At 38.4% G+C, this 22,071-nt stretch carries 21 protein-coding genes; 10 read left to right on the top strand and 11 right to left on the bottom strand.

What is annotated here, in order from left to right; genetic code table 11:
* The first annotated feature begins 98 nt into the window (after positions 1-98).
* From blpA to blpC, 3 genes are read left to right on the top strand one after another with little or no spacing between them, the layout of a single operon-like run.
* Positions 99-2,252 (top strand): peptide cleavage/export ABC transporter BlpA, encoded by a 2,154-nt coding sequence (blpA, locus tag HT671_RS00205; RefSeq protein ID WP_000205164.1) that lies wholly within the window; start codon positions 99-101, stop codon positions 2,250-2,252.
* A 10-nt stretch (positions 2,253-2,262) separates the two neighbouring features.
* Complete coding sequence (locus HT671_RS00200; RefSeq protein WP_001069109.1) at positions 2,263-3,624, top strand: bacteriocin secretion accessory protein; 1,362 nt, start codon at positions 2,263-2,265, stop codon at positions 3,622-3,624.
* 56 nt (positions 3,625-3,680) lie between these two features.
* Positions 3,681-3,836 (top strand): quorum-sensing system pheromone BlpC, encoded by a 156-nt coding sequence (gene blpC, locus HT671_RS00195; protein WP_000358818.1) that lies wholly within the window; start codon positions 3,681-3,683, stop codon positions 3,834-3,836.
* Between the two features lie 41 nt (positions 3,837-3,877).
* Here blpC and HT671_RS00190 read toward each other — a convergent pair whose 3' ends face one another.
* From HT671_RS00190 to HT671_RS00180, 3 genes are read right to left on the bottom strand one after another with little or no spacing between them, the layout of a single operon-like run.
* Positions 3,878-5,218 carry a sensor histidine kinase gene (locus HT671_RS00190; protein WP_172922993.1) on the bottom strand — a complete coding sequence of 447 codons (1,341 nt, stop codon included), beginning with the start codon at positions 5,216-5,218 and terminating at the stop codon, positions 3,878-3,880.
* A gap of 13 nt (positions 5,219-5,231) precedes the next feature.
* Complete coding sequence (locus tag HT671_RS00185; RefSeq protein ID WP_001219132.1) at positions 5,232-5,969, bottom strand: LytTR family DNA-binding domain-containing protein; 738 nt, start codon at positions 5,967-5,969, stop codon at positions 5,232-5,234.
* 4 nt (positions 5,970-5,973) lie between these two features.
* Entirely contained in the window at positions 5,974-6,312 is a 339-nt protein-coding gene (locus HT671_RS00180; RefSeq protein WP_000682128.1) for a LytTR family DNA-binding domain-containing protein, read from the bottom strand.
* Positions 6,313-6,670: 358 nt separating this feature from the next.
* On the opposite strand from HT671_RS00180, the gene HT671_RS00175 reads away from it, so the two are divergent.
* Together HT671_RS00175 and HT671_RS00170 are read left to right on the top strand one after the other, a co-directional pair.
* The gene (locus HT671_RS00175; protein WP_138702985.1) at positions 6,671-6,922 is read left to right on the top strand and encodes a hypothetical protein; all 252 of its coding nucleotides are present in this window, start codon (positions 6,671-6,673) and stop codon (positions 6,920-6,922) included.
* 28 nt (positions 6,923-6,950) lie between these two features.
* Positions 6,951-7,274 carry a helicase BlpT gene (locus HT671_RS00170; RefSeq protein WP_172922992.1) on the top strand — a complete coding sequence of 108 codons (324 nt, stop codon included), beginning with the start codon at positions 6,951-6,953 and terminating at the stop codon, positions 7,272-7,274.
* A 61-nt stretch (positions 7,275-7,335) separates the two neighbouring features.
* Here the strand turns inward: HT671_RS00170 and HT671_RS00165 are convergent, their stop codons facing one another.
* On the bottom strand, positions 7,336-8,385 hold the full coding sequence (locus HT671_RS00165; protein ID WP_000653756.1) for an ABC transporter permease: 1,050 nt from the start codon (positions 8,383-8,385) through the stop codon (positions 7,336-7,338).
* Entirely contained in the window at positions 8,382-9,113 is a 732-nt protein-coding gene (locus tag HT671_RS00160) for an ABC transporter ATP-binding protein (protein ID WP_000889950.1), read from the bottom strand. The genes HT671_RS00165 and HT671_RS00160 overlap by 4 nt, the downstream gene beginning before the upstream one ends.
* Before the next feature lie 67 nt (positions 9,114-9,180).
* On the opposite strand from HT671_RS00160, the gene HT671_RS00155 reads away from it, so the two are divergent.
* Positions 9,181-9,591 (top strand): HIT family protein, encoded by a 411-nt coding sequence (locus HT671_RS00155; protein ID WP_001278321.1) that lies wholly within the window; start codon positions 9,181-9,183, stop codon positions 9,589-9,591.
* A 9-nt stretch (positions 9,592-9,600) separates the two neighbouring features.
* The gene (locus HT671_RS00150; RefSeq protein ID WP_000777749.1) at positions 9,601-9,888 is read left to right on the top strand and encodes a hypothetical protein; all 288 of its coding nucleotides are present in this window, start codon (positions 9,601-9,603) and stop codon (positions 9,886-9,888) included.
* Positions 9,889-10,570: 682 nt separating this feature from the next.
* Here the strand turns inward: HT671_RS00150 and dnaJ are convergent.
* The 6 genes from dnaJ to HT671_RS00120 form a co-directional block, all read right to left on the bottom strand.
* A complete protein-coding gene (dnaJ, locus tag HT671_RS00145) occupies positions 10,571-11,710 on the bottom strand; it encodes a molecular chaperone DnaJ (RefSeq protein WP_014017330.1) in 1,140 nt (379 codons plus the stop codon).
* Positions 11,711-11,988: 278 nt separating this feature from the next.
* Positions 11,989-12,390, bottom strand: a complete 402-nt coding sequence (locus HT671_RS00140) for a hypothetical protein (protein WP_000114360.1) — start codon at positions 12,388-12,390, stop codon at positions 11,989-11,991.
* 1 nt (position 12,391) lies between these two features.
* Positions 12,392-14,215 carry a molecular chaperone DnaK gene (gene dnaK / locus HT671_RS00135; RefSeq protein WP_000034669.1) on the bottom strand — a complete coding sequence of 608 codons (1,824 nt, stop codon included), beginning with the start codon at positions 14,213-14,215 and terminating at the stop codon, positions 12,392-12,394.
* A gap of 366 nt (positions 14,216-14,581) precedes the next feature.
* The gene (grpE, locus tag HT671_RS00130; protein ID WP_000046032.1) at positions 14,582-15,106 is read right to left on the bottom strand and encodes a nucleotide exchange factor GrpE; all 525 of its coding nucleotides are present in this window, start codon (positions 15,104-15,106) and stop codon (positions 14,582-14,584) included.
* Between the two features lie 26 nt (positions 15,107-15,132).
* Positions 15,133-16,167, bottom strand: coding sequence for a heat-inducible transcriptional repressor HrcA (gene hrcA, locus HT671_RS00125; RefSeq protein ID WP_000255739.1), 1,035 nt, complete (start codon positions 16,165-16,167; stop codon positions 15,133-15,135).
* Positions 16,168-16,306: 139 nt separating this feature from the next.
* On the bottom strand, positions 16,307-16,840 hold the full coding sequence (locus tag HT671_RS00120; RefSeq protein ID WP_001088699.1) for a DUF2812 domain-containing protein: 534 nt from the start codon (positions 16,838-16,840) through the stop codon (positions 16,307-16,309).
* A gap of 607 nt (positions 16,841-17,447) precedes the next feature.
* Between HT671_RS00120 and HT671_RS00115 the strand changes: the two genes are divergently transcribed.
* From HT671_RS00115 to HT671_RS00105, 3 genes are all read left to right on the top strand, one after another.
* Positions 17,448-19,781 (top strand): DEAD/DEAH box helicase family protein, encoded by a 2,334-nt coding sequence (locus tag HT671_RS00115; protein WP_172922991.1) that lies wholly within the window; start codon positions 17,448-17,450, stop codon positions 19,779-19,781.
* 12 nt (positions 19,782-19,793) lie between these two features.
* Positions 19,794-21,257, top strand: a complete 1,464-nt coding sequence (locus HT671_RS00110; protein WP_000029046.1) for a class I SAM-dependent DNA methyltransferase — start codon at positions 19,794-19,796, stop codon at positions 21,255-21,257.
* Positions 21,257-22,071: restriction endonuclease subunit S (locus HT671_RS00105; protein WP_172922990.1), on the top strand; the 815-nt coding region annotated here is incomplete at its 3' end. The genes HT671_RS00110 and HT671_RS00105, both read left to right, overlap by 1 nt.

The following is a 22,071-nucleotide window of genomic DNA, read 5'->3' as shown; positions in this document are numbered from 1 at the left end:
ACCATTCAGGAACTTTCAATGACTATTCAAGATTTCATAAAATATGAACTTATTTTTATGGCATAATATACCTATCTACTATATGAAAGGAATTGCCAATGACTTCTTATAAACGTACATTTGTTCCTCAAATAGATGCTAGAGACTGCGGTGTTGCTGCCTTAGCCTCGATTGCTAAATTCTATGGTTCAGATTTTTCTCTAGCTCACTTGAGAGAACTTGCAAAGACCAATAAAGAAGGAACGACTGCTCTTGGCATTGTAAAAGCCGCTGATGAAATGGGCTTTGAAACAAGACCTGTTCAAGCAGATAAAACTCTCTTTGACATGAGTGATGTCCCCTATCCATTTATCGTTCACGTTAACAAAGAAGGAAAACTCCAACATTACTATGTTGTCTATCAAACAAAGAAAGACTATCTGATTATTGGTGATCCTGACCCTTCTGTAAAAATCACTAAAATGTCAAAAGAACGCTTTTTCTCTGAATGGACTCGAGTAGCTATTTTTCTAGCTCCCAAACCCAGCTATCAACCCCATAAAGATAAAAAAAATGGTCTACTAAGCTTCCTTCCTCTGATTTTCAAACAAAAATCTCTCATTGCTTACATCGTTCTCTCAAGTTTATTGGTCACGATTATCAATATAGGTGGTTCTTATTATCTCCAAGGAATCTTAGATGAATACATCCCAAATCAGATGAAATCAACTTTAGGAATCATCTCAGTCGGTCTGGTTGTAACCTATATCCTCCAACAAGTCATGAGCTTCTCCAGAGATTATCTCCTAACCGTTCTGAGCCAGAGATTAAGCATTGATGTGATTTTATCCTATATTCGCCATATTTTTGAACTTCCTATGTCTTTCTTTGCGACACGTCGTACAGGAGAAATCATTTCACGGTTCACAGATGCCAACTCTATTATAGATGCCTTGGCTTCTACCATTCTCTCTCTTTTTCTGGATGTTTCTATTCTGATTCTTGTAGGGGGAGTCTTACTGGCACAAAACCCTAATCTCTTCCTTCTTTCTCTTATTTCCATTCCTATATACATGTTCATCATCTTTTCTTTTATGAAGCCTTTCGAAAAAATGAACCATGATGTCATGCAAAGTAATTCTATGGTTAGCTCTGCCATTATCGAAGATATCAACGGGATTGAAACTATAAAGTCGCTCACGAGTGAAGAAAATCGCTATCAAAATATAGACAGCGAATTTGTAGATTATTTGGAAAAATCCTTTAAGCTCAGTAAGTATTCTATTTTACAAACGAGTTTAAAGCAGGGAACAAAATTAGTTCTGAATATCCTTATCCTATGGTTTGGCGCTCAATTAGTCATGTCGAGTAAAATTTCTATCGGTCAGTTGATTACCTTTAACACACTTCTTTCTTACTTTACAACTCCTATGGAAAATATTATCAACCTCCAAACCAAACTCCAATCTGCGAAGGTCGCTAATAACCGTTTGAACGAAGTCTATCTAGTCGAATCTGAATTTCAAGTTCAAGAAAACCCTGTTCATTCACATTTTTTGATGGGCGATATTGAATTTGATGACCTTTCTTATAAGTATGGTTTTGGACGAGATACCTTAACAGATATTAATCTCACGATTAAACAAGGAGATAAGGTTAGCCTAGTTGGAGTTAGTGGTTCTGGTAAAACAACTTTAGCCAAAATGATTGTCAATTTCTTTGAACCCTACAAAGGACATATTTCCATCAATCATCAGGATATTAAAAACATTGATAAAAAAGTCTTGCGCCGTCATATCAATTACCTACCCCAACAAGCCTATATCTTTAATGGCTCTATCTTGGAAAATTTAACCTTGGGCGGTAATCATATGATTAGCCAAGAAGATATTCTAAGAGCTTGTGAATTAGCTGAAATCCGTCAAGACATTGAAAGAATGCCTATGGGCTATCAAACTCAGCTCTCTGATGGAGCTGGTCTATCAGGAGGACAAAAGCAACGAATAGCCCTCGCTCGTGCTCTTTTAACTAAAGCTCCTGTTTTAATACTAGACGAAGCCACTAGCGGTCTTGATGTCTTGACTGAGAAAAAAGTTATAGATAATCTTATGTCCCTAACTGATAAAACCATTCTCTTTGTAGCCCATCGTCTCAGTATAGCCGAACGAACTAACCGTGTCATTGTTCTTGACCAGGGGAAAATCATTGAAGTTGGTAGTCACCAAGAGTTAATGCAGGCGCAAGGCTTCTACCATCATCTGTTCAATAAATAAGGAGAATGTCATGAATCCTAATCTTTTTAGAAGCGTCGAGTTTTATCAGAGACGTTACCATAACTATGCGACAGTGTTAATTATACCTCTTTCATTACTACTTACTTTCATCTTGATTTTCTCCCTTGTTGCCACAAAAGAAATTACTGTTACTTCCCAAGGAGAAATCGCTCCTACAAGTGTCATTGCATCTATTCAGTCAACCAGTGATAATCCTATCCTTGCTAATCATTTAGTGGCAAATCAAGTAGTTGAAAAAGGTGACTTACTCATCAAATACTCTGAAACAATGGAAGAAAGTCAGAAAACTGCCTTAGAAACTCAATTACAAAGACTTGAGAAGCAAAAAGAAGGACTTGGAATTTTGAAACAAAGCTTAGAAAAAGCGACTGATCTTTTTTCTGGCGAGGATGAATTTGGCTACCATAATACCTTTAGGAATTTTACTAAACAAGCTCATGATATTGAACTGGGTATCACAAAGACTAACACTGAGGTTTCAAATCAAGCTAATCTTGCCAATAGCAGTTCATCAGCCATCGAACAAGAAATTACAAAAGTTCAACAACAAATTGGAGAATATCGAGAATTGAGAGATACTATCATAAATAAAAGGGCTCGCTTACCAACTGGCAATCCGCACCAGTCAATTTTGAATCGTTATCTTGTAGCCTCACAAGGACAAACACAAGGAACTGCAGAGGAGCCATTTTTATCTCAAATTAATCAAAGTATTGCAGGTCTTGAATCATCTATCGCAAGCCTCAAAATTCAGCAAGCTGGTATCGGAAGTGTAGCAACTTATGATAATAGTTTAGCAACCAAAATTGAAGTACTCCGCACTCAGTTTTTACAGACAGCTTCTCAGCAACAACTAACCGTGGAGAACCAATTAACAGAATTAAAAGTACAGCTAGATCAAGCGACACAGCGCTTAGAAAACAATACCTTAACCGCCCCAAATAAAGGTATCGTTCATCTGAACAGCGAATTTGAAGGTAAAAATAGAATTCCAACTGGTACAGAAATTGCTCAAATATTCCCTGTCATCACAGATACAAGAGAAGTACTAATCACTTACTACGTATCTTCTGACTATCTACCTCTACTAGATAAAGGACAAACTGTAAGATTAAAACTGGAGAAGATTGGAAATCACGGCATTACCATCATCGGCCAACTTCAGACAATTGACCAAACTCCTACCAGAACAGAGCAAGGTAATCTCTTTAAATTAACCGCTCTTGCAAAACTATCTAATGAGGATAGTAAACTTATCCAATATGGCTTACAAGGTCGCGTCACTAGTGTAACTGCAAAGAAAACATATTTTGATTATTTCAAAGATAAAATTTTAACCCATTCTGATTAATTTTCAGATAACACTCTATAACTATTTATTATCTTATCAAAAAGGAGAATCATAACATGGATAAGAAACAAAACCTAACTTCATTTCAAAAACTAACAACTACTGAACTCAACCAGATTACAGGTGGAGGATGGTGGGAAGAACTCTTACATGAAACAATTTTAGGTAAATTTAAAATCACAAAAGCACTTGAACTACCTATTCAGCTATAAAAATAAGACCGAGAAACAAGCACTCTCGGTCTTATTTTTTATCATTCTGTATGTATTATAGTAAACACCTGACGAAATACTTGATTTTGGCAGGTGGTATTTAGACTGGTATTGGGATGGCTTTCCACAAGCTTCATAACGGTATAGAGACCAACTCCTCTCTCCTCTCCTTTAGAGCTTGCTCCAAAGGAGAAGATTTCAGAAATATCTATTCTCTCTTCTTTGATGGAATTTTCGATGATGAAGGTCTCCTGTGCTCCATTTTTTAAAAAGGCGATTGAAACGTGAGGTTGACCAACCTCTACACTGGCTTCAATAGCATTGTCACAAAGGATAGACACAATGGTTAGAAAATCAAGTAGTCTCATCCCCTCGACCTGAATCTCCTCAGGAACTTCGACATTAAAGACAATATCCTTTTCTCTAGCTTTTATAAATTTTCCTGCTAGAAGACTTTTGAGGCCTTTATCACGAATATTCACCAATCGGCCCATATCATATTTATTGTCCTGCAATTTCTGACTAGAATCCTTTAAGACCGAGTCGTAGACCTCTTTTATCTGCTCCATATCCTCCTCTTCAATACCCAGACGTAAACTGGTCAAGAGGTTGGTGTAGTCATGACGAAAACTCCGTACTTCCTTGTAAAGTTCCTCTATATGCCGACTATAGCGTTCCATATCTCTGTAGCGCAAGGCCTGCTCTTGGTTCAGTTTTTCCTGAAGTTTTTCCTTCAAATATGTATCTAGCTTCTTGACAATTCCCATAAAAAAGAGGAGGTAAAACACTAGGATGAGATGGCGAACAGTCGTTGATTGAATACCTTGTTCATATTCAAGGTAAGATAGACTTTGCATCACTAGATAATAAGCCCCCATTGCCCAGTTAATCTTAGTAAGAGACTTTTGAAAACCTGTATCTAGAAACTCCCTTCTCAATCTAGTGAAATCATAGTCTAACCATTTCAAAAAGACTAAAACTATGAAGCAAACGAATATCATAATCAATACAAAGATAGGATTGCCATCCCCATCTACAATTCCTTGCCCCAAAAATGGAAGCACAAAATAGGAAACACCTCTGTAAAAGAGCTCTACTAATATCATTGGGAAGAGACCATAAAAAATAAGGATTTTTTTAGGAAGCCCTCTTAACAATAAGAAAGATAGACCTATACCGAACAAAGGTTCTATAAAATAGGACAAATATTCACTTACATCCAAAAATTGAAAAGTCGCAAAAATGGCTCCTAGAAGAAATTTCAGAAGAAAAGCTTTGAAAATCCTCTCAAAAGTGAGACCAATTCCATCTACCTTAAAGAAAATGACAATTTCTAGTCCATTAATAACAAGCGCATACAACAATATCCAAGCAACAGCCATAATTTCTCCTTAATCAGTGTAAGTTATTGATAGCTTCAGACACTTTCCTGACCTTATAACGCGCGATTAGACAGCTTCCACCATTGGGAAAGAAAAGCAGTTTTTCTTTCTTATCTAAATGCACCACATTTGCTGGATTGATAAGAAAAGAGCGATGGCACTGCAGGAGACGAGGCTCCTGCTTGAGAATCTCCTCTAAACTCGCTGTAAATTCCAGTCTGTCCGTCTCGGTATAGAGAATAACATGATGAGATTTTGGGGACGTTTCGAGATAGTAAACCTCTTTAAAAGGATACTGGAATTGAGCAAATTTTGATTTAAAATAAAAGCAATCTTCCGCCAGACTTTTACTGTCTTGACCATTGGCATAGAGGAGGGCTGTCTCGATACGAGATTCAAACTTCTCTGCCGAAAGGGCCTTATCAATATAGTCCAAAGCAGACACTTGGTAGCGAAAGGACAGGGGCATAAACTCCGAGTGAGTCGTCACAAAGACGATCAGGGCATATGGATCCCGATCTCGAATCTTTCTAGCCACTTCTAGCCCCTTCATCTCCTCGTTTCGAATCTCAATATCCAAAAAGAATAGCTGATGTGCGCCCTTCTCATGCACCTCTGCCAGTAGCTGGTCTGGCTTACCAAAGACCTCAAAAGAGCTGGGAATGATATGATGTTCTTTCAAAAGTTTCTCAATCGTCGTTTCAATCCTAGTCTGTTGGGAAAAATCATCTTCCAAAACAAATATTCTCATCTTCCTACTCTCCTTCTTTCAACCATTTTTGACGAATTTCTCTATAGCGACGTCTGGCATACTTGACAGCGTATTGACCTTCTTCTCCGAGAAAAAGGATTCTTTCTTGAAAATCAATCGATTTCACTTTATCAAGATTGACCAAACAATTTCGATGACATCTCATCAAGGTTTTCCCATATTGGTTCTCAAGATCACTTAAATTTTGAACCATATTAAAACTAGCTTCTTCTGTAACAATCTGTACAGTATGGGCTTTAGTTGGATGTGTTTGGATATAGTAGACATCGTCGATGTTTACTTTATAAACTGTTTTCTGTGTCTGAATAATCATATGTTTCATTGGATTCTCCTCCTAAGAAAAGAATAACAGAAAAGTTCTCACACAAGCGCACCCAATCCTAAACAGTCTTTGAAAACTCCTAAAAGGACTATTTTTCTACAACATCATGATGAGCTTACAACTATTTTATCATAAAATCTTAACAGTACCATTCAGGAAATTTCAAGGACAATTAAAGATTTGATGGTGAAAAAGGAGATAAAAGTGATAGACTATGATTATAGAAAGACTATGTTTGCAACAACTTTAAAAATCATCAAAAAAGGAGGGGTGCATATGATTTATTCACATCCACCATGATTAACACCCTATAAATATACTCTATTGCAATTGACGTAAATATAACAAGGAGAAAATTATGGCCAAGTCAAATAAAACAAAACAATTAACATCAATCGAACTTTCTCATATAAATGGCGGTAGTATGCCATATGGATGGTATTCTCCGTTTCATATGATTAGCGATAATGTACTATGTAGAAATGGATATTCATATAATAAAGCTAATCTTGATAATGGTAAATGTATCATTGATTGGGGCAACATAGTTGGCAATGTTGCTAATAATATAGGTGCCTCACTAGGAGATTTACACAATCCCTTACCTTAAAACATAAATTATATAGGAGGTCACGTAAATGACAGACCCAATTAAAACTGCTCAGGCACTGATAACTGACTTAAACAAAGCCTACCAAGCATGCAGACAGGCAACCGCTGACGACGTCCGCTTTCAGGAGCAATTAAACTCTATTCTTGGCTTTCTAGCAAAGGCTGAGACAGTGGATAATCGAGTCTTGATTGAACTGGAAAAATTTTACCAGACTTCCAGTCTTCTCATGGGACTCAGCGCTCTCGATCCAGATGCTCCTACTCGTGCCGCTTGGCGGGCCTATGACCGCTTCCACTTTGACCAAGTCAAGACCAAGTTGAGCCTCTACGAGCCAACCATTATCTTGTAGAAAATAAAAGAAGTTGAGGCAAACTGAACTCAACTTCTTTTTTAGTGTCATATAGGCAATGTTAGTCCTGCATCTGACGTTTTACCTGATAAGGCAAATACAAGACTTGTAAAACCAAACCTGCACCCAGCAAGGCTAGAAGGGCTAGTTTTTCTTGGAAGGTAATCAACCCGACAACTAATTCCACAAGTAAAACAAAACTGGTCAATCCTCGGACTACCGCCTGCAAGCCTTTTTCCTTTTGCCCCTTGTCCAGTGGAAAGAGTTGAGTCAAATACTGGTAGTCAAAGGCATGATAGAGGGCCAGCAACTGGAAGAGCAAGAGGTAGTTAAAGAGAACTACCACTGCTGTCGCAATCCAAGCTTGCTCGATAAAGACCTGCGCCAGCAAGGAAAGTAGGAGCAGACGGAGACTGAGCGCAAAGAGATCTCCATTTCGCAAATAAGAACGAAGATAGAGATTTTGCCAAATCTTCCCAGGCACCTTCTGAACAACCTTTAGGATAAAGTCCAGATAGGCACGACGCTTGACGCTGTTTGAAATTCCCTTTACCTGCGTAAAGAGGGCAAAGAAACGAAGCAAGACTTGTTTGCGCTTGCTTTCTTGGGAAATGACATAGTCCCAGTTCAGTCCAGTTTCAGTGAAAAATTTGCTGGCCTTTTGACGAAAGAGGAAATATTTACCTAACCCAAACAAAAGCACATAGATTAGGAAGACAGGCAAGCCATAACCCATGGCTAAAAATAAGGGCGCAAATAAAAGCAAGAAAAGGGTCTGTACAAAGAGCCAAAAGACTAGGGAAATGCCAGTTTGACGCTTGAGATGGAGCTTGATTTCCTCTTCTCCAACTAAGAGAAAGAGCTTGTCTGGAGCCTCCATATAGGTGGCAATTCCACCCCAAAGCAACAGTAAAACAGAGGTAATTCCTACAAACAAAAGGATGGGCCAATGATTTTCAGGAAAATCTTGCAAGAGTTGACTGTACTGGTAGGCTAGAAAGCCCAGCAGGACAAGCAGGAACAAGACAAAGTGGTCATTGAGAACATAACGTAGATAACCAAGACACTCCTTACGAAAAGCCTGCTTTCTCTTTAAAAACAAGTCTTTCATAGGTCCTCCTCTTTGGTCAGAGCCAAGTAAATATCATTCAAACTAGCCTCAGGCATGTTAAAGGCTTCGCGCAGTTGCAGGAGATTTCCCTTAGCACGCACTTCCCCTTTGTGAAGAATGACAAAAGCATCACACATCTTTTCCGCTGAATCCAGCACGTGGGTACTCATGAGAATAGACTTGCCTTTTTGCTTTTCCACTTCCAAAAGCTGAATCAAGTCCGCAATAGCCAACGGGTCAAGACCAAGGAAAGGCTCATCCACGATGAAAAGACTTGGATCCACCACAAAAGCACAGATAATCATGACCTTCTGCTTCATCCCTTTTGAAAAATGAACAGGGAACCAGTCTAATTTCTGGTCCAGACGGAACATTTTTAACAAAGGTTCTACTCGATCAAAAGCAAGATCTTGCTCAATACCATAAGCCATGGCAACCGTTTCGATATGCTCTCTGAGGGTCAATTCCTCATACAAGCTAGGTGTCTCAGGAATGTAGCCAATTTGCTTGCGGTAACTTGTCGCATCTTCTTGCAGGGTCAGGCCATTGATATTGATGGAGCCACTATAAGGTGTCAACAGACCGATAATTTCATTGATGGTCGTCGATTTTCCAGCACCATTGAGACCAATCAAACCGACCAACTGCCCACTTTCAACAGTAAAAGACACATCTTTCAAAACAGGGACATGAACATAGCCACCTGTCAGGTTTTTAATTTCTAACATATTTTCTCCAAATCTGGTATAATGTAGCTATATTATATCAAAATTCAGTACAGTAGAGGTAGATTTTATGTCAGATTGCATTTTTTGTAAAATCATCGCAGGGGAAATTCCTGCTTCAAAAGTATATGAAGATGAGCAGGTTCTTGCCTTTCTTGATATCTCTCAAGTGACACCAGGACACACCTTGGTCGTGCCAAAAGAACACTATCGTAATCTTTTAGAAATGGATGCTACTAGCGCCAGCCAACTCTTTGCCCAAGTACCAAAAGTAGCTCAAAAAGTCATGAAAGCTACCAAGGCTACTGGTATGAATATCATTGCTAACTGTGAAGAAGTCGCAGGTCAAACCGTCTTTCATACCCATGTTCACCTCGTACCTCGCTACAGTGCGGACGATGACCTTAAGATTGATTTTATCGCCCACGAACCAGACTTTGACAAACTCGCTCAAGTCGCTGAAACCATCAAAAATGCCTAAGGAGTTGCCATGAAATTATCCAATCTATTGCTATTTGCAGGAGCTGCAGCTGGAAGTTATCTGCTCACAAAAAATCGCCAAACCATCACAGATGAAGTCTTGAATACCACTGACCGCGTTCAAGCTATCAAGGACGATGTGGATATTATCCAAAACAGCCTACAAATCATTGACCAGCAAAAAGAACTCATCAAGGAATATCAAGAAGACCTGACTTACAAGTTTAAGGTCTTGGAAAAGGATATCCAGACTAGACTAGCTGTGATTAAAGAAACACAGGAAATCGAAGATAAGTAAAAAGAGCCAGTCGGCTCTTTTTTAAAACGTAAACAAGTTATATCCCATCAACTATACATCATAATTTAGGCAACTCATACTCAATAAAAATCAAAGAGCAAACTAGAAAGCTAGGCGCAGGCTGCTCAAAACACCGTTTTGAGGTTGTGAATAAAACTGACAAAGTCAGCTCAAAACACAGTTTTGAGGTTGTAGACAAGCCGACGCTGACGTGGTTTGAGGAGATTTTTAAAGAGTATCATTCACCATTTCACAACTAAATCGAAGATTTTCCGCCGTACTGAAAACGAGTCTGGGATAAAAGTCTAATCTTCAATATAAAAAGCGAACAAAACGAGTTATCTGACACTCAGAATTCTGTCTTGTTCGCTTTTTTATCTAATCTATCGATTTTTAAAATTTATAATAAAGAATTCCTGAAATCAAAATCTTTTTGTCTCAGACTCGTCCGGAAACTTTGAGACCTAGGCTCAAAGTTTAGGTATGGAACTTCGAAGAAGATCGCTACCGTCCGTCATTACTTAAGGAAAGTCTTAAAAAATCTATAAACAAAAAGAGCCACTCGGCTCTTTTTGTTTATACTCAATGAAAATCAAAGAGCAAACTAGGAAGCTAGCCGCAGGCTGTACTTGAGTACGGCAAGGCAACGCTGACGTGGTTTGAATTTGATTTTCGAAGAGTATTATTCTCCTTCAAAGGCATCTTTAATATGGTCAAAGAAGCCCTTTTTCTTTGGATTGACTTTTAAATCACCAGCAGCTGCAAATTCTTTCAAGGCTGCTTTTTGACGATCGTTCAAGCCTGTTGGTGTTACGACATTAACGGTAACATATTGGTCACCAACTGCACCACCACGAAGACTCGGAGCTCCTTTGCCACGTAGGCGGAATTTCTTACCAGTCTGAGTTCCCTCTGGGACAACCAATTCAACATCACCGTGAACAGTTGGAATATCTACTGTGTCACCAAGAGCTGCTTGGACAAAGTTGAGGTTGAGATTGTAGAAGATAGTAGTTCCTTCACGTTCAAACTTATCGCTGGCTTCCACAGAAACAACCACGTACAAGTCACCATAAGGTCCACCGTTAAATCCAGCTTCACCTTGACCAGCTAGGCGAATTTGTTGACCAGTTTCCACACCAGCAGGAATTTTGACATGTACGCTATGATCTTGTTTTTCATGCCCTGTTCCGTGACATGTTGTACATGGATCTTTGATTTCTTTTCCGCGACCATGACAGACATCACAGGTTACTTGACGACGCATCATACCAAGCGGAGTCTGCGTATCGACGTTAATGACACCAGCACCATGACAGCGTCCACAAGTGACTGGACTGGTTCCTGGCTTAGCACCTGAGCCATTACATGTACGACAGCTTGCTTCACGGTTGTATTTAACTTCTTTTTCAGCTCCAAAAATAGCTTCTTCAAAGGTCAAGTTCACACGATACTGGAGGTCATCCCCTTGGCGAGGAGCATTTGGATTGCGTGAAGCACCGCCTCCGCCGAAGAAACTTGAGAAAATGTCCTCAAAACCACCGAAGCCACCTGCCCCATTGAAACCGCCAGCTCCACCACCGAAGCCTCCAAATCCACCATTGGCGCCTGCAGCACCATATTGGTCATAGGCAGCCCGTTTTTGGTCGTCACTCAAAGTCTCATAGGCTTCTTGAACTTCCTTGTACTTTTCCTCAGCACCAGGCTCCTTATTGATATCTGGGTGATATTTTTTCGAAAGCTTACGATAAGCCTTTTTGATCTCGTCTGCCGAAGCGTTTTTTGACACCCCCAGACGATCATAAAATTCAGTATTGTTCATACAAGATACCAAGACCGTAAAATTCGACTGAAAAATAGGAAATCTGACGCTGGAGCGATGCTCCTAGACAGATTTATCTTTTTTCCGAGAATTTAGGTCGGGTTCAATTCCTTTCTGTTATATTAAGTAAGAAATTTGGGAACCCGTGTTCAATTCCCTGAACACATTTGTTCCTTTCTTTCATATTGATGAGACAAAACCCAAACAAATGATATTCCGTCCCTTTTTATCGAAAAACAGAGGCTGGGTTGCAACCTCTGCAAATAAGTAAATTAACTTTATTTTGATTTTAAATATCCTATAAGTACAGAAATATTTATATATTTTTGTCTCTTCTTAGTATTTGCTATAAAATTCCAATAGATTAGAAGGAATACACCGACAACCCAAATCATGCCCATTATAAACGATATTATAAATTCTGGTTTTTGTATGGTTGCTGATACTAGTGCTGATACTAGCGCTGACAACAATACTGAAGTAACAAAATTCCTTACCGCCTCATCATTTTTAACACAACTTTCATGCTCAGCTAAAATAATTGCTTTATACCTAGCCAAATATACTGCTGGAATATTATCTATAAAATCTTTTGCAGACTCATAACTATCAGCTTTATTACAGAAATCATTATAAACTTTTCGTGTATTTTTTAGATATTCTTCAGCCAATACACTCATCTTACTTTTCAGTAAACTCTCCGTCTACGACGTCATCGCCTGCGTTTCCTGTTGCTTGTGTGCCTTCTGCTCCTGCTTGAGCTTGTTGCGCTGCTGCTGCTTGTTCGTAGAGTTTAACAGCAAGTCCTTGAGCTTTTTCGTTCAATGCTTCAAGTTTTGCTTTCATATCGTCCAAGTTGTTGTCTTCTTGAGCTTTTTTAAGGTCATCAAGGGCAGATTGGGCAGCGTCACGTTCTGCGTCGAATCCTTTGCCTTCAGTTTCCTTGATTGTCTTTTCAGTCGCAAAGATCGCTTGGTCTACTTCGTTACGAAGGTCAACTTCTTCTTTACGTTTCTTATCTGCTTCAGCGTTAGCTTCTGCATCTTTCATCATGCGGTCAATTTCTTCGTCAGTCAAACCTGAGTTAGATTGGATCACAATAGTTTGTTCTTTTTGAGTTCCAAGGTCTTTAGCTTTAACAGACACGATACCGTTCTTGTCGATGTCAAATGTTACTTCGATTTGAGGAATTCCACGAGGTGCAGCTGGGATATCGGTCAATTGGAAACGTCCAAGAGTCTTGTTATCTGCTGCCATTGGGCGTTCACCTTGAAGAACGTGGATATCAACGGCTGGTTGGTTGTCTGCTGCAGTTGAGAAGACTTGTGATTTAGATGTTGGAATTGTTGTGTTGCGGTCAATGAGTTTTGTGAAGACTCCACCCATTGTTTCAATACCAAGTGACAATGGTGTTACGTCAAGAAGGACAACGTCTTTAACGTCACCAGTGATGACACCACCTTGGATAGCAGCACCCATAGCCACAACTTCATCAGGGTTTACTGATTTGTTTGGTTCTTTACCAGTTTCAGCCTTAACAGCTTCAACAACGGCTGGGATACGAGTTGAACCACCAACAAGGATAACTTCGTCGATTTCTGACAAGCTCAAACCTGCATCTGAAAGGGCTTGACGAACTGGAACCTTTGTGCGTTCTACAAGGTCACGAGTCAAATCGTCAAATTTCGCACGAGTCAAAGTCATTTCCAAGTGAAGAGGTCCAGCCTCGCCTGCAGTGATGAATGGTAAGCTGATTTGAGTTGAAGTTACACCAGAAAGGTCTTTCTTCGCTTTTTCAGCTGCATCTTTCAAACGTTGCATTGCCATCTTGTCAGTAGACAAGTCAATACCGTTTTCTTTTTTGAATTCTGCTACCAAGTGGTCGATGATTTTTTGGTCAAAGTCATCACCACCAAGTTTGTTGTCCCCTGCAGTTGACAATACGTCGAAGACACCGTCACCCAATTCAAGGATAGAAACGTCGAATGTACCACCACCAAGGTCAAATACCAAGATTTTTTCTTCTTTATCAGTCTTGTCCAAACCGTAAGCAAGGGCTGCTGCAGTTGGTTCGTTGACAATACGTTCTACTTCAAGACCAGCAATTTTACCAGCGTCTTTTGTTGCTTGACGTTGAGCGTCGTTGAAGTAAGCAGGAACTGTGATAACTGCTTTGGTTACTTTTTCACCAAGATAGTCTTCAGCGTATCCTTTCAAGTATTGAAGAATCATAGCTGAGATTTCTTGTGGAGTATATTCTTTTCCATTAGCAGAAACTTTTTCAGAAGTTCCCATTTTAGATTTGATAGAGATAACTGTATCTGGGTTTGTAACTGCTTGACGTTTCGCAGCGTCACCAACAATGATTTCTCCGTTTTTGAATGAGACTACAGATGGAGTTGTGCGGTTTCCTTCTGGGTTTGCGATGATTTTACTTTCAGTTCCTTCAAGAACTGCTACTGCTGAGTTTGTTGTACCTAAGTCAATACCGATAATTTTAGACATGTGTTTTTCTCCTTGTTAGTTAATTTTCTTTTTTTATATTTCCCTTAAGTGGTGGGGACGTGAGCAACTCCCTTCGGGATTTCATCACTTATTTTTGAGCCTATTGTCTCAAAAATCCCCTGTTTCAGTAGCAAAAGCTACTGAAACTTTTACCACGGCGGGAAATATCTTCCTTGCAAGCCTCCGGCTTGCCTCTTATCTTTCTTCATAGTTTATTGTCGTTTCGGACAAGTTTTCTATTATGTAAATTGCGACACGAGAAGTCGAAATCGATTTTATTTCGACGACGAGTTAATAAGGAGGCTAGGCAAACGCCATAGCGATTGCCGTTTTCTGACGAGTTGCTTTAGCTACCGTCAGAATTGCCTAGTTGTAAACAACTACCATGGCTGGGCGTAGGATGCGATCATAGAGTTTGTAGCCTTTTTGGAAAACTTGGGCGATGGTATCTGCCGGGTGTTCATCGTCTGCTGGGAGAGTTTGGATGGCCATATGGTAGTTATGGTCAAATTTACCGTCAGCTGCGATTTCTTTGATTCCTTCTTCTTTCAAAGCGTGAATCAAGCTTTCTTGCACCATCTCCAATCCTTTTTTGACATCGTCTGTCAATCCTTCAACCGCGAGTGCACGCTCAAGGTTATCCAAAGAAGGGAGAATCGCTTTTGCTAAGTCCTGGCTACGATAACGTTGCATGTTTTGACGCTCTTCATTAGCACGGCGTTGGATATTTTGCATTTCCGCATGAGCGCGAAGGTATTTGTTTTCGAACTCATCTGCACGTTCATTCGCCAAGTCCAACTCAGACTTCTCAGGAGTTGTTTCTTCAGCTGTTTCCACAACTTCCTCTTCTTGAACTTCTTCTACTTCTTCATTTTTTATATCTTGGGCCATTTTCGCCTCCTTTAATGATTTCAATCTTAATGTACTTCGTAATGATTACTGCTGAGGTAGCGGTAAAAATCTGTCAACTTCATGGTCAAAACACGGTTGACCACATTGACTTGGTTGATTAGCTGTTGGTAATCCAGATTGACTGGACCGATAATGGCTAGAATTCCAACTCCCCGATAAGGAATGAGGAACTTGCTACTAATCACAGCTAGGTCAGCTAGACAGGACTCCTGACTGTCTGCAACACGGACGTTTTGCATCTGATCTTCACGCAACCCCTCACGAATCTCCAGAGCCACCTTTTGCGGTTGATCAAAGAACTGATAGACTGCTAGATTGGCAAAATTCAAGAGATTAACCTTGCCCGCCACCACAATGTTTTCGTTGAACATTTCCTTAAAGATATGTTCAAAGAGATCGATCACATTGTCCGTTGTTGTAAAGTAACGCTGGATAATCTGCGGAATCTCCGTCCGAATCTTGTAGTGAATATCTAAAACGGTGTGACCGAGGAAACGTTCCTGAATGATGCTCTTCAGTTTCAGCAAATCTTCCTGCAAGAAGTTCCTTGGAATCAGAAACTGACTGGTAACCGTTCGCGACTCGTCTAGGGTGAATACTGCCAAGGCTGTATGTTGCCCCAAAACAACGATATCAAAGGCTGTCAAACGTTGCCTGCTCGGCTCAACATCCAGTGCCACTACCGTACAGCCACTCAGGTCTGTCAGTAGATTAGCAGCTTCTTGCAGAATATCCTCCAGTTTGAAGAATTCCTGATCAAAGGCTTTGACAATCTCATATACCTCATTTTCAGCCAGTTGATCAAAATCCAGTGAGTGTTTTACATAGTACTGAAAACCAGCAATACTTGGCATCCGACCGCTTGAAGTATGAGCCTTTTCAAGCAAACCTTGCTTTTCTAGAGCCGCCATGTCATTACGAATGGTTGCACTGCTAGAGTTAATAGACTCTTGCAAGGCTTTGGATCCGACAGGTTCGTGCGTTTTGGTAAAGATGTCAATAATCAGATTTAAAATATCCTGCTGACGCTCTGTAACCATCTCATCACTCCTCTCTGTCTGATAAATTAGCACTCGATACATTCAAGTGCTAACTTATGATTCTATTATACACCCTTAGAAGAGAATGTCAAGATAAAAATTCAAAAAATTAGCACTCTTTTATCAAGAGTGCTAAAAATCAGTCTGAAGACCTAGAACCCTGCCTTCCATCTACTCGGTATTTACTTTTTAGTCTGAAATAACCATAGATTAGATAAGAAATCATAAAGGCATATAGAGCAAAAATAACAAAGAAAGATTGCGACAGTTCTTCTCGAAACAAACTCATACAAACAACAAAACCTCCTAAGAAAGTAGCTGCACATGAACGAAGTCTATATCGCATAACTTCCCACCTGAGATTATTACTCATATAGACTTGATCCTCTGAAAGTATATCAGAAGCCGATTTACGAAGAATCGAACAAAAACCTGCTCCTATCAATTCCCAACCTCTATTTCTAAAATCTTGCAGTTCATGCTTATATTTTTTAAGAAATCTAGAATCATAGATACGGTAGATGACATCGTCTGGTTGACATTGGTCAAGATAGAACAAACCAAAACGACTAGTTCTATACCTCCAACCTTTCAAATGCATCTCATGTAAATATTCTTCTTTCTTGTCCAAATCAACAATGGTGAAAATCCGAAATTCTACTCTGCTATTCATTGTCTTACCCCAAAATTAGACAACATGCCTAGCGTTATTTATTAGATAATTCTTTCCACTTTTGACTCAATCTCCAAAAAATATAAGAAATCTGAATCGCAAAAACTATCAATAAAACCCAATCTATTATGAAACTCAAAAATACTCCCCAACTGAAAGAACTACCTCCAGTGACAAACTTTGAGAAAAACGGTAGTAGAGCTAAAAAGAGAAGCAAAATAGGAAGCATCCGCATTGTTAAAATCCTTTTGGCATAAAAAAATCTTTATTTAAACGAAAATATTATAGCAAAATTTACGCCAGTTTTTGAACGGCTGATGTAGATATTTTATACTTTCAAAATGTTTAAATGTGATTATTTATTTTTGAAAAATATCTCACCAGCCCGACTGAAAGTGCTTATAGAATGATAATAAGTCGCCTGCCGAAAACAGCGAAAAATAGCGGTGTTATGCGGAGATAATCTGACGCGATGCGAAAGTATATTGCATACTTATTTTCAACAATTTAGCAGAGTATTTTTATAAGTGTGATATAATAGAAGTATAATTTGTTCTGATAGTTTATTTTATGGAGAAGTAGATTTTTAGAATGCGGAGGGTTCAATATGGTTGAGTTTATAAAGTCTAAGAAAGAAATGAGTGAGGAGGATATTAAAGCAAATTTCATCACTCCTGCTATTGTATCCAAAGGATGGAAAAATGGTGAGCATATCGCTTACGAAGAATACTTCACTGATGGTCGAATTGAGGTTAGAGGAGATAAGGCTCGTCGTAAAGAAGGAAAAAAATCAGACTATTCACTGTATTACAAATTTGGAACTCGAATTGCAATTGTTGAGGCAAAGGATAATAAACACAGCGTTCGAGCAGGATTACAACAAGCTATTGAATATGGAGAGATTTTAGATGTTCCATTTGTTTATTCTTCGAATGGTGATGGCTTTATTGAACACGACCGTATCACGAGAGAAGAACGTGAGCTGGAGTTAGACGAATTCCCTACTCGTGAAGAATTATTTTCTCGTATGACGAAGGAAAAAGGATTGACGTACGAAATTACAGAAGCTATCTCAACTCCATACTATACAGACGCCTTCTCAATGAAAACGCCACGCTATTATCAGCAAATAGCTATCAACCGTACTATTGAAACAGTTGCCAGAGGACAAAAACGAGTAATGTTTGTGATGGCAACAGGAACGGGGAAAACGTTCATGGCTTTTCAAATTATTCATCGCCTTCGAAAAGCTGGTTTGGCTAAACGAGTTTTATTCTTAGCAGATAGAAACATCTTAGTAGACCAAACGATGGCTGAAGACTTTAGGCCATTCGAAAAGGTAATGACGAAAATTACACCAAAACTTTTGACTGCTCCTGAAAAATTAAATTCTTTTGAAATTTATCTAGGGCTTTATCAGCAACTAACTGGTGAAGATGGAACTGAAACACATTATCAAAAATTTGACAAAGACTTCTTTGATTTAATCGTAATTGATGAAGCGCACCGTGGTTCAGCTAAGGAAAACAGTAACTGGCGTAAGGTAATTGATTATTTCAGTTCTGCGACACAGATTGGGATGACCGCTACTCCTAAAGAAACCAAGAATGCTTCCAATACGGAATACTTTGGTGAGCCAATCTATACTTATAGTTTAAAACAGGGAATCGAGGATGGTTTTTTGGCTCCATATCGTGTTATGAGGGTTAATTTAGATGTGGATGTGGATGGTTATCGTCCAGAAACTGGAAAAGTTGATGCTAACGGACAATTAATAGAAGATAGGTACTACGGCAGGAAAGATTTTGATAAAACCATTGTCATTGATGATAGAACGCAAAGAGTTGCCAAGTTTGTTTCTGATTATATGAAGCAAAACAATGCACGATTTGATAAAACAATTGTTTTTTGTGTTGATATTGACCATGCCGAGCGAATGCGTGCTGCACTTGTAAAAGAGAATCTAGACTTAGTCCAAGAAGACTATCGTTATGTCATGCAAGTAACTGGTGACAACGCTGAAGGAAAAGCTCAACTGGATAACTTTATGGATGTCAATTCTAATTTTCCCGCTATTGTAACAACGTCTAAATTATTAACGACAGGAGTTAATGCTAAAACATGTCGTTTGATTGTTTTAGACTCTAATATCCAATCCATGACTGAATTTAAACAAATTATTGGTCGTGGCACACGTCTTTATCCTCAAAAAGGGAAAGAATTTTTTACGATTATTGATTTTCGCAATGTTACCAATTTGTTTGCTGACCCTGATTTTGATGGTGAACCAGTGAAGGTTCTGGAAACGGGCGCAAAAACAAACAATGGTACTACACCTGGTTTTGTAAACGAAGGTGGTGACCCAGTAGAAAAATATATCGTTACAGACAAGCAGGTTACCATTCTTAATTCTACTGTTCAAGTATTGGACGAAAACGGGAAACTGATTACCGAAAGCCTGACCGACTACACTCGAAAGAATATCTTAGGTAGCTACGCCACTTTGAACGATTTTATCACAGTTTGGCATACGGCGGATAAAAAGAAGCTTATCTTAGATGAACTTTATAAAAAAGGAGTTTATCTAGATGCTATTCGAGAGTCGGAGGGAATATCAGAACAAGAAATCGATGATTTTGATTTACTCCTAAAACTTGCCTATGGTCAAAAAGAATTAACCAAAACGGAACGTATCAATAAACTCAAACAAAGCGGATATTTATATAAATATAGTGAGGAAGCGCGTGCTGTTTTGGAAATTTTACTGGACAAATACATGGATAAAGGTATTGGAGAACTCGAAAGTATTGAAACATTAAAACTTCCAGAATTTCAGATATATGGTGGAACCTTCAAAATCATCAATACTTATTTTGGAGATAAAAAACGATATTTACAAGCAATTAAAGAATTAGAGCAAGAGCTATTTACAGTAGCTTAATGAAAGGAAAGTATGTCAATTACATCATTTGTAAAAAGAATTCAAGATATCACTCGAAACGATGCTGGTGTTAATGGTGATGCTCAACGTATTGAACAAATGTCTTGGTTATTATTCTTAAAAATTTATGATAGCCGTGAAATGGTTTGGGAATTAGAAGAAGACGAGTATGAGTCAATTATCCCAGAGGAATTAAAATGGCGGAATTGGGCTCATGCTCAAAATGGGGAGCGGGTATTGACAGGCGATGAATTACTTGATTTTGTCAATAACAAGTTATTCAAAGAGTTGAAAGAGCTTGAAATAACTTCAAATATGCCTATTCGAAAAACGATTGTTAAATCAGCTTTTGAAGATGCGAACAACTATATGAAAAATGGCGTCTTGTTACGCCAAGTCATCAATGTTATTGATGAAGTTGATTTCAATAGCCCTGAAGATCGTCATTCGTTTAATGATATTTACGAAAAAATTCTTAAAGATATTCAAAATGCTGGGAACTCAGGAGAATTTTATACGCCACGTGCAGCGACTGATTTTATTGCCGAAGTTCTTGACCCAAAACTTGGAGAATCAATGGCAGACCTTGCTTGCGGAACAGGAGGATTCTTGACTTCGACTCTGAACCGTTTAAGTAGTCAACGTAAAACTAGTGAAGATACCAAAAAATATAATACAGCTGTTTTTGGTATTGAAAAGAAAGCATTTCCTCATCTTTTAGCAGTTACAAATCTGTTTCTTCACGAAATTGATGATCCTAAAATTGTTCATGGAAATACTTTGGAGAAAAATGTTCGTGAATATACGGATGATGAAAAATTTGACATTATTATGATGAATCCACCTTTTGGAGGGTCAGAATTAGAAACAATAAAAAATAACTTTCCAGCAGAATTACGGAGTTCTGAAACGGCTGATTTATTTATGGCTGTCATTATGTATCGTTTGAAAGAAAATGGTCGTGTTGGAGTTATTTTACCTGATGGTTTTCTATTTGGTGAAGGTGTAAAAACTCGCTTGAAACAAAAACTGGTAGATGAGTTCAACTTGCATACGATTATTAGGTTGCCTCATAGTGTCTTTGCACCGTATACAGGAATCCATACGAACATTCTTTTCTTTGATAAAACAAAGAAAACAGAAGAAACTTGGTTTTATCGTTTAGATATGCCAGATGGTTATAAAAATTTCTCTAAAACTAAGCCGATGAAGTCAGAACACTTCAATCCTGTTCGTGACTGGTGGGAAAATCGTGAAGAGATTCTGGAAGGTAAGTTCTACAAATCTAAATCATTTACACCTAGTGAATTGGCTGAGTTGAATTATAATTTAGACCAGTGTGGTTTTCCAAAAGAGGAAGAGGAAATCTTAAATCCCTTTGAGTTGATTCAGAATTATCAAGCGGAAAGAGCAACTTTAAATCATAAGATTGATAATGTATTAGCTGATATTTTGCAGTTGTTGGAGGATAAATAATGACACCAGAACAACTTAAAGCAAGTATCCTTCAAAGAGCGATGGAAGGGAAATTAGTGCCGCAAAATCCCAATGACGAACCTGCAAGTGAATTGTTAAAGAGAATTAAAGCTGAAAAAGAAAAACTTATCAGTGAAGGAAAAATCAAACGAGATAAAAAGGAAACCGAGATATTTCGTGGTGATGATGGGAAACATTATGGGAAGTTTGCTGATGGAAGTATAAAAGAGTTTAAACATAATATACCTAAAGGATGGGCCATAGTTTATTTACCAGACATTTGTGCATTAGAGGACGGCTCAATAAAAAGAGGTCCTTTTGGTAGTTCTATAACAAAGTCAATGTTTGTTCCGAAAGGAGAACATACATATAAGGTTTATGAACAAGGTAATGCTATAAGAAAAACTATAGATTATGGAGACTATTGGTTAAAAGAGAGTGATTATATACGTTTAAAAAATTTTTCAATAAAAGCAGGAGATATTTTAATATCTTGTGCAGGTACTATTGGAGAAATCTTTCAAATACCTTCAAATTATTATAATGGAGTTATAAATCAAGCATTATTAAAACTTACGTTAAACTCAGATATAATAGATTCACAGTATTTTAAATGGATGTTTACGAGTTTGATTAATACACTAAAAGAGCATTCTATAGGTTCAGCGATAAAAAATTTAGCTTCAATAAAATTTTTAAAATATGAAGTTCCTATGTTATTGCCTCCACTATCCGAACAACAACGAATAGTAGAAGCAATCGAATCAGCTTTAGAAAGAGTAGATGAGTACGCTAAAAGTTATAATAGACTCGA

Source organism: Streptococcus sp. 2741 (assembly GCF_013276315.1).
In the GTDB taxonomy this organism is placed as follows: Bacteria; Bacillota; Bacilli; order Lactobacillales; family Streptococcaceae; genus Streptococcus; species Streptococcus pseudopneumoniae.
This window is presented reverse-complemented; position numbering and strand designations above follow the sequence as displayed.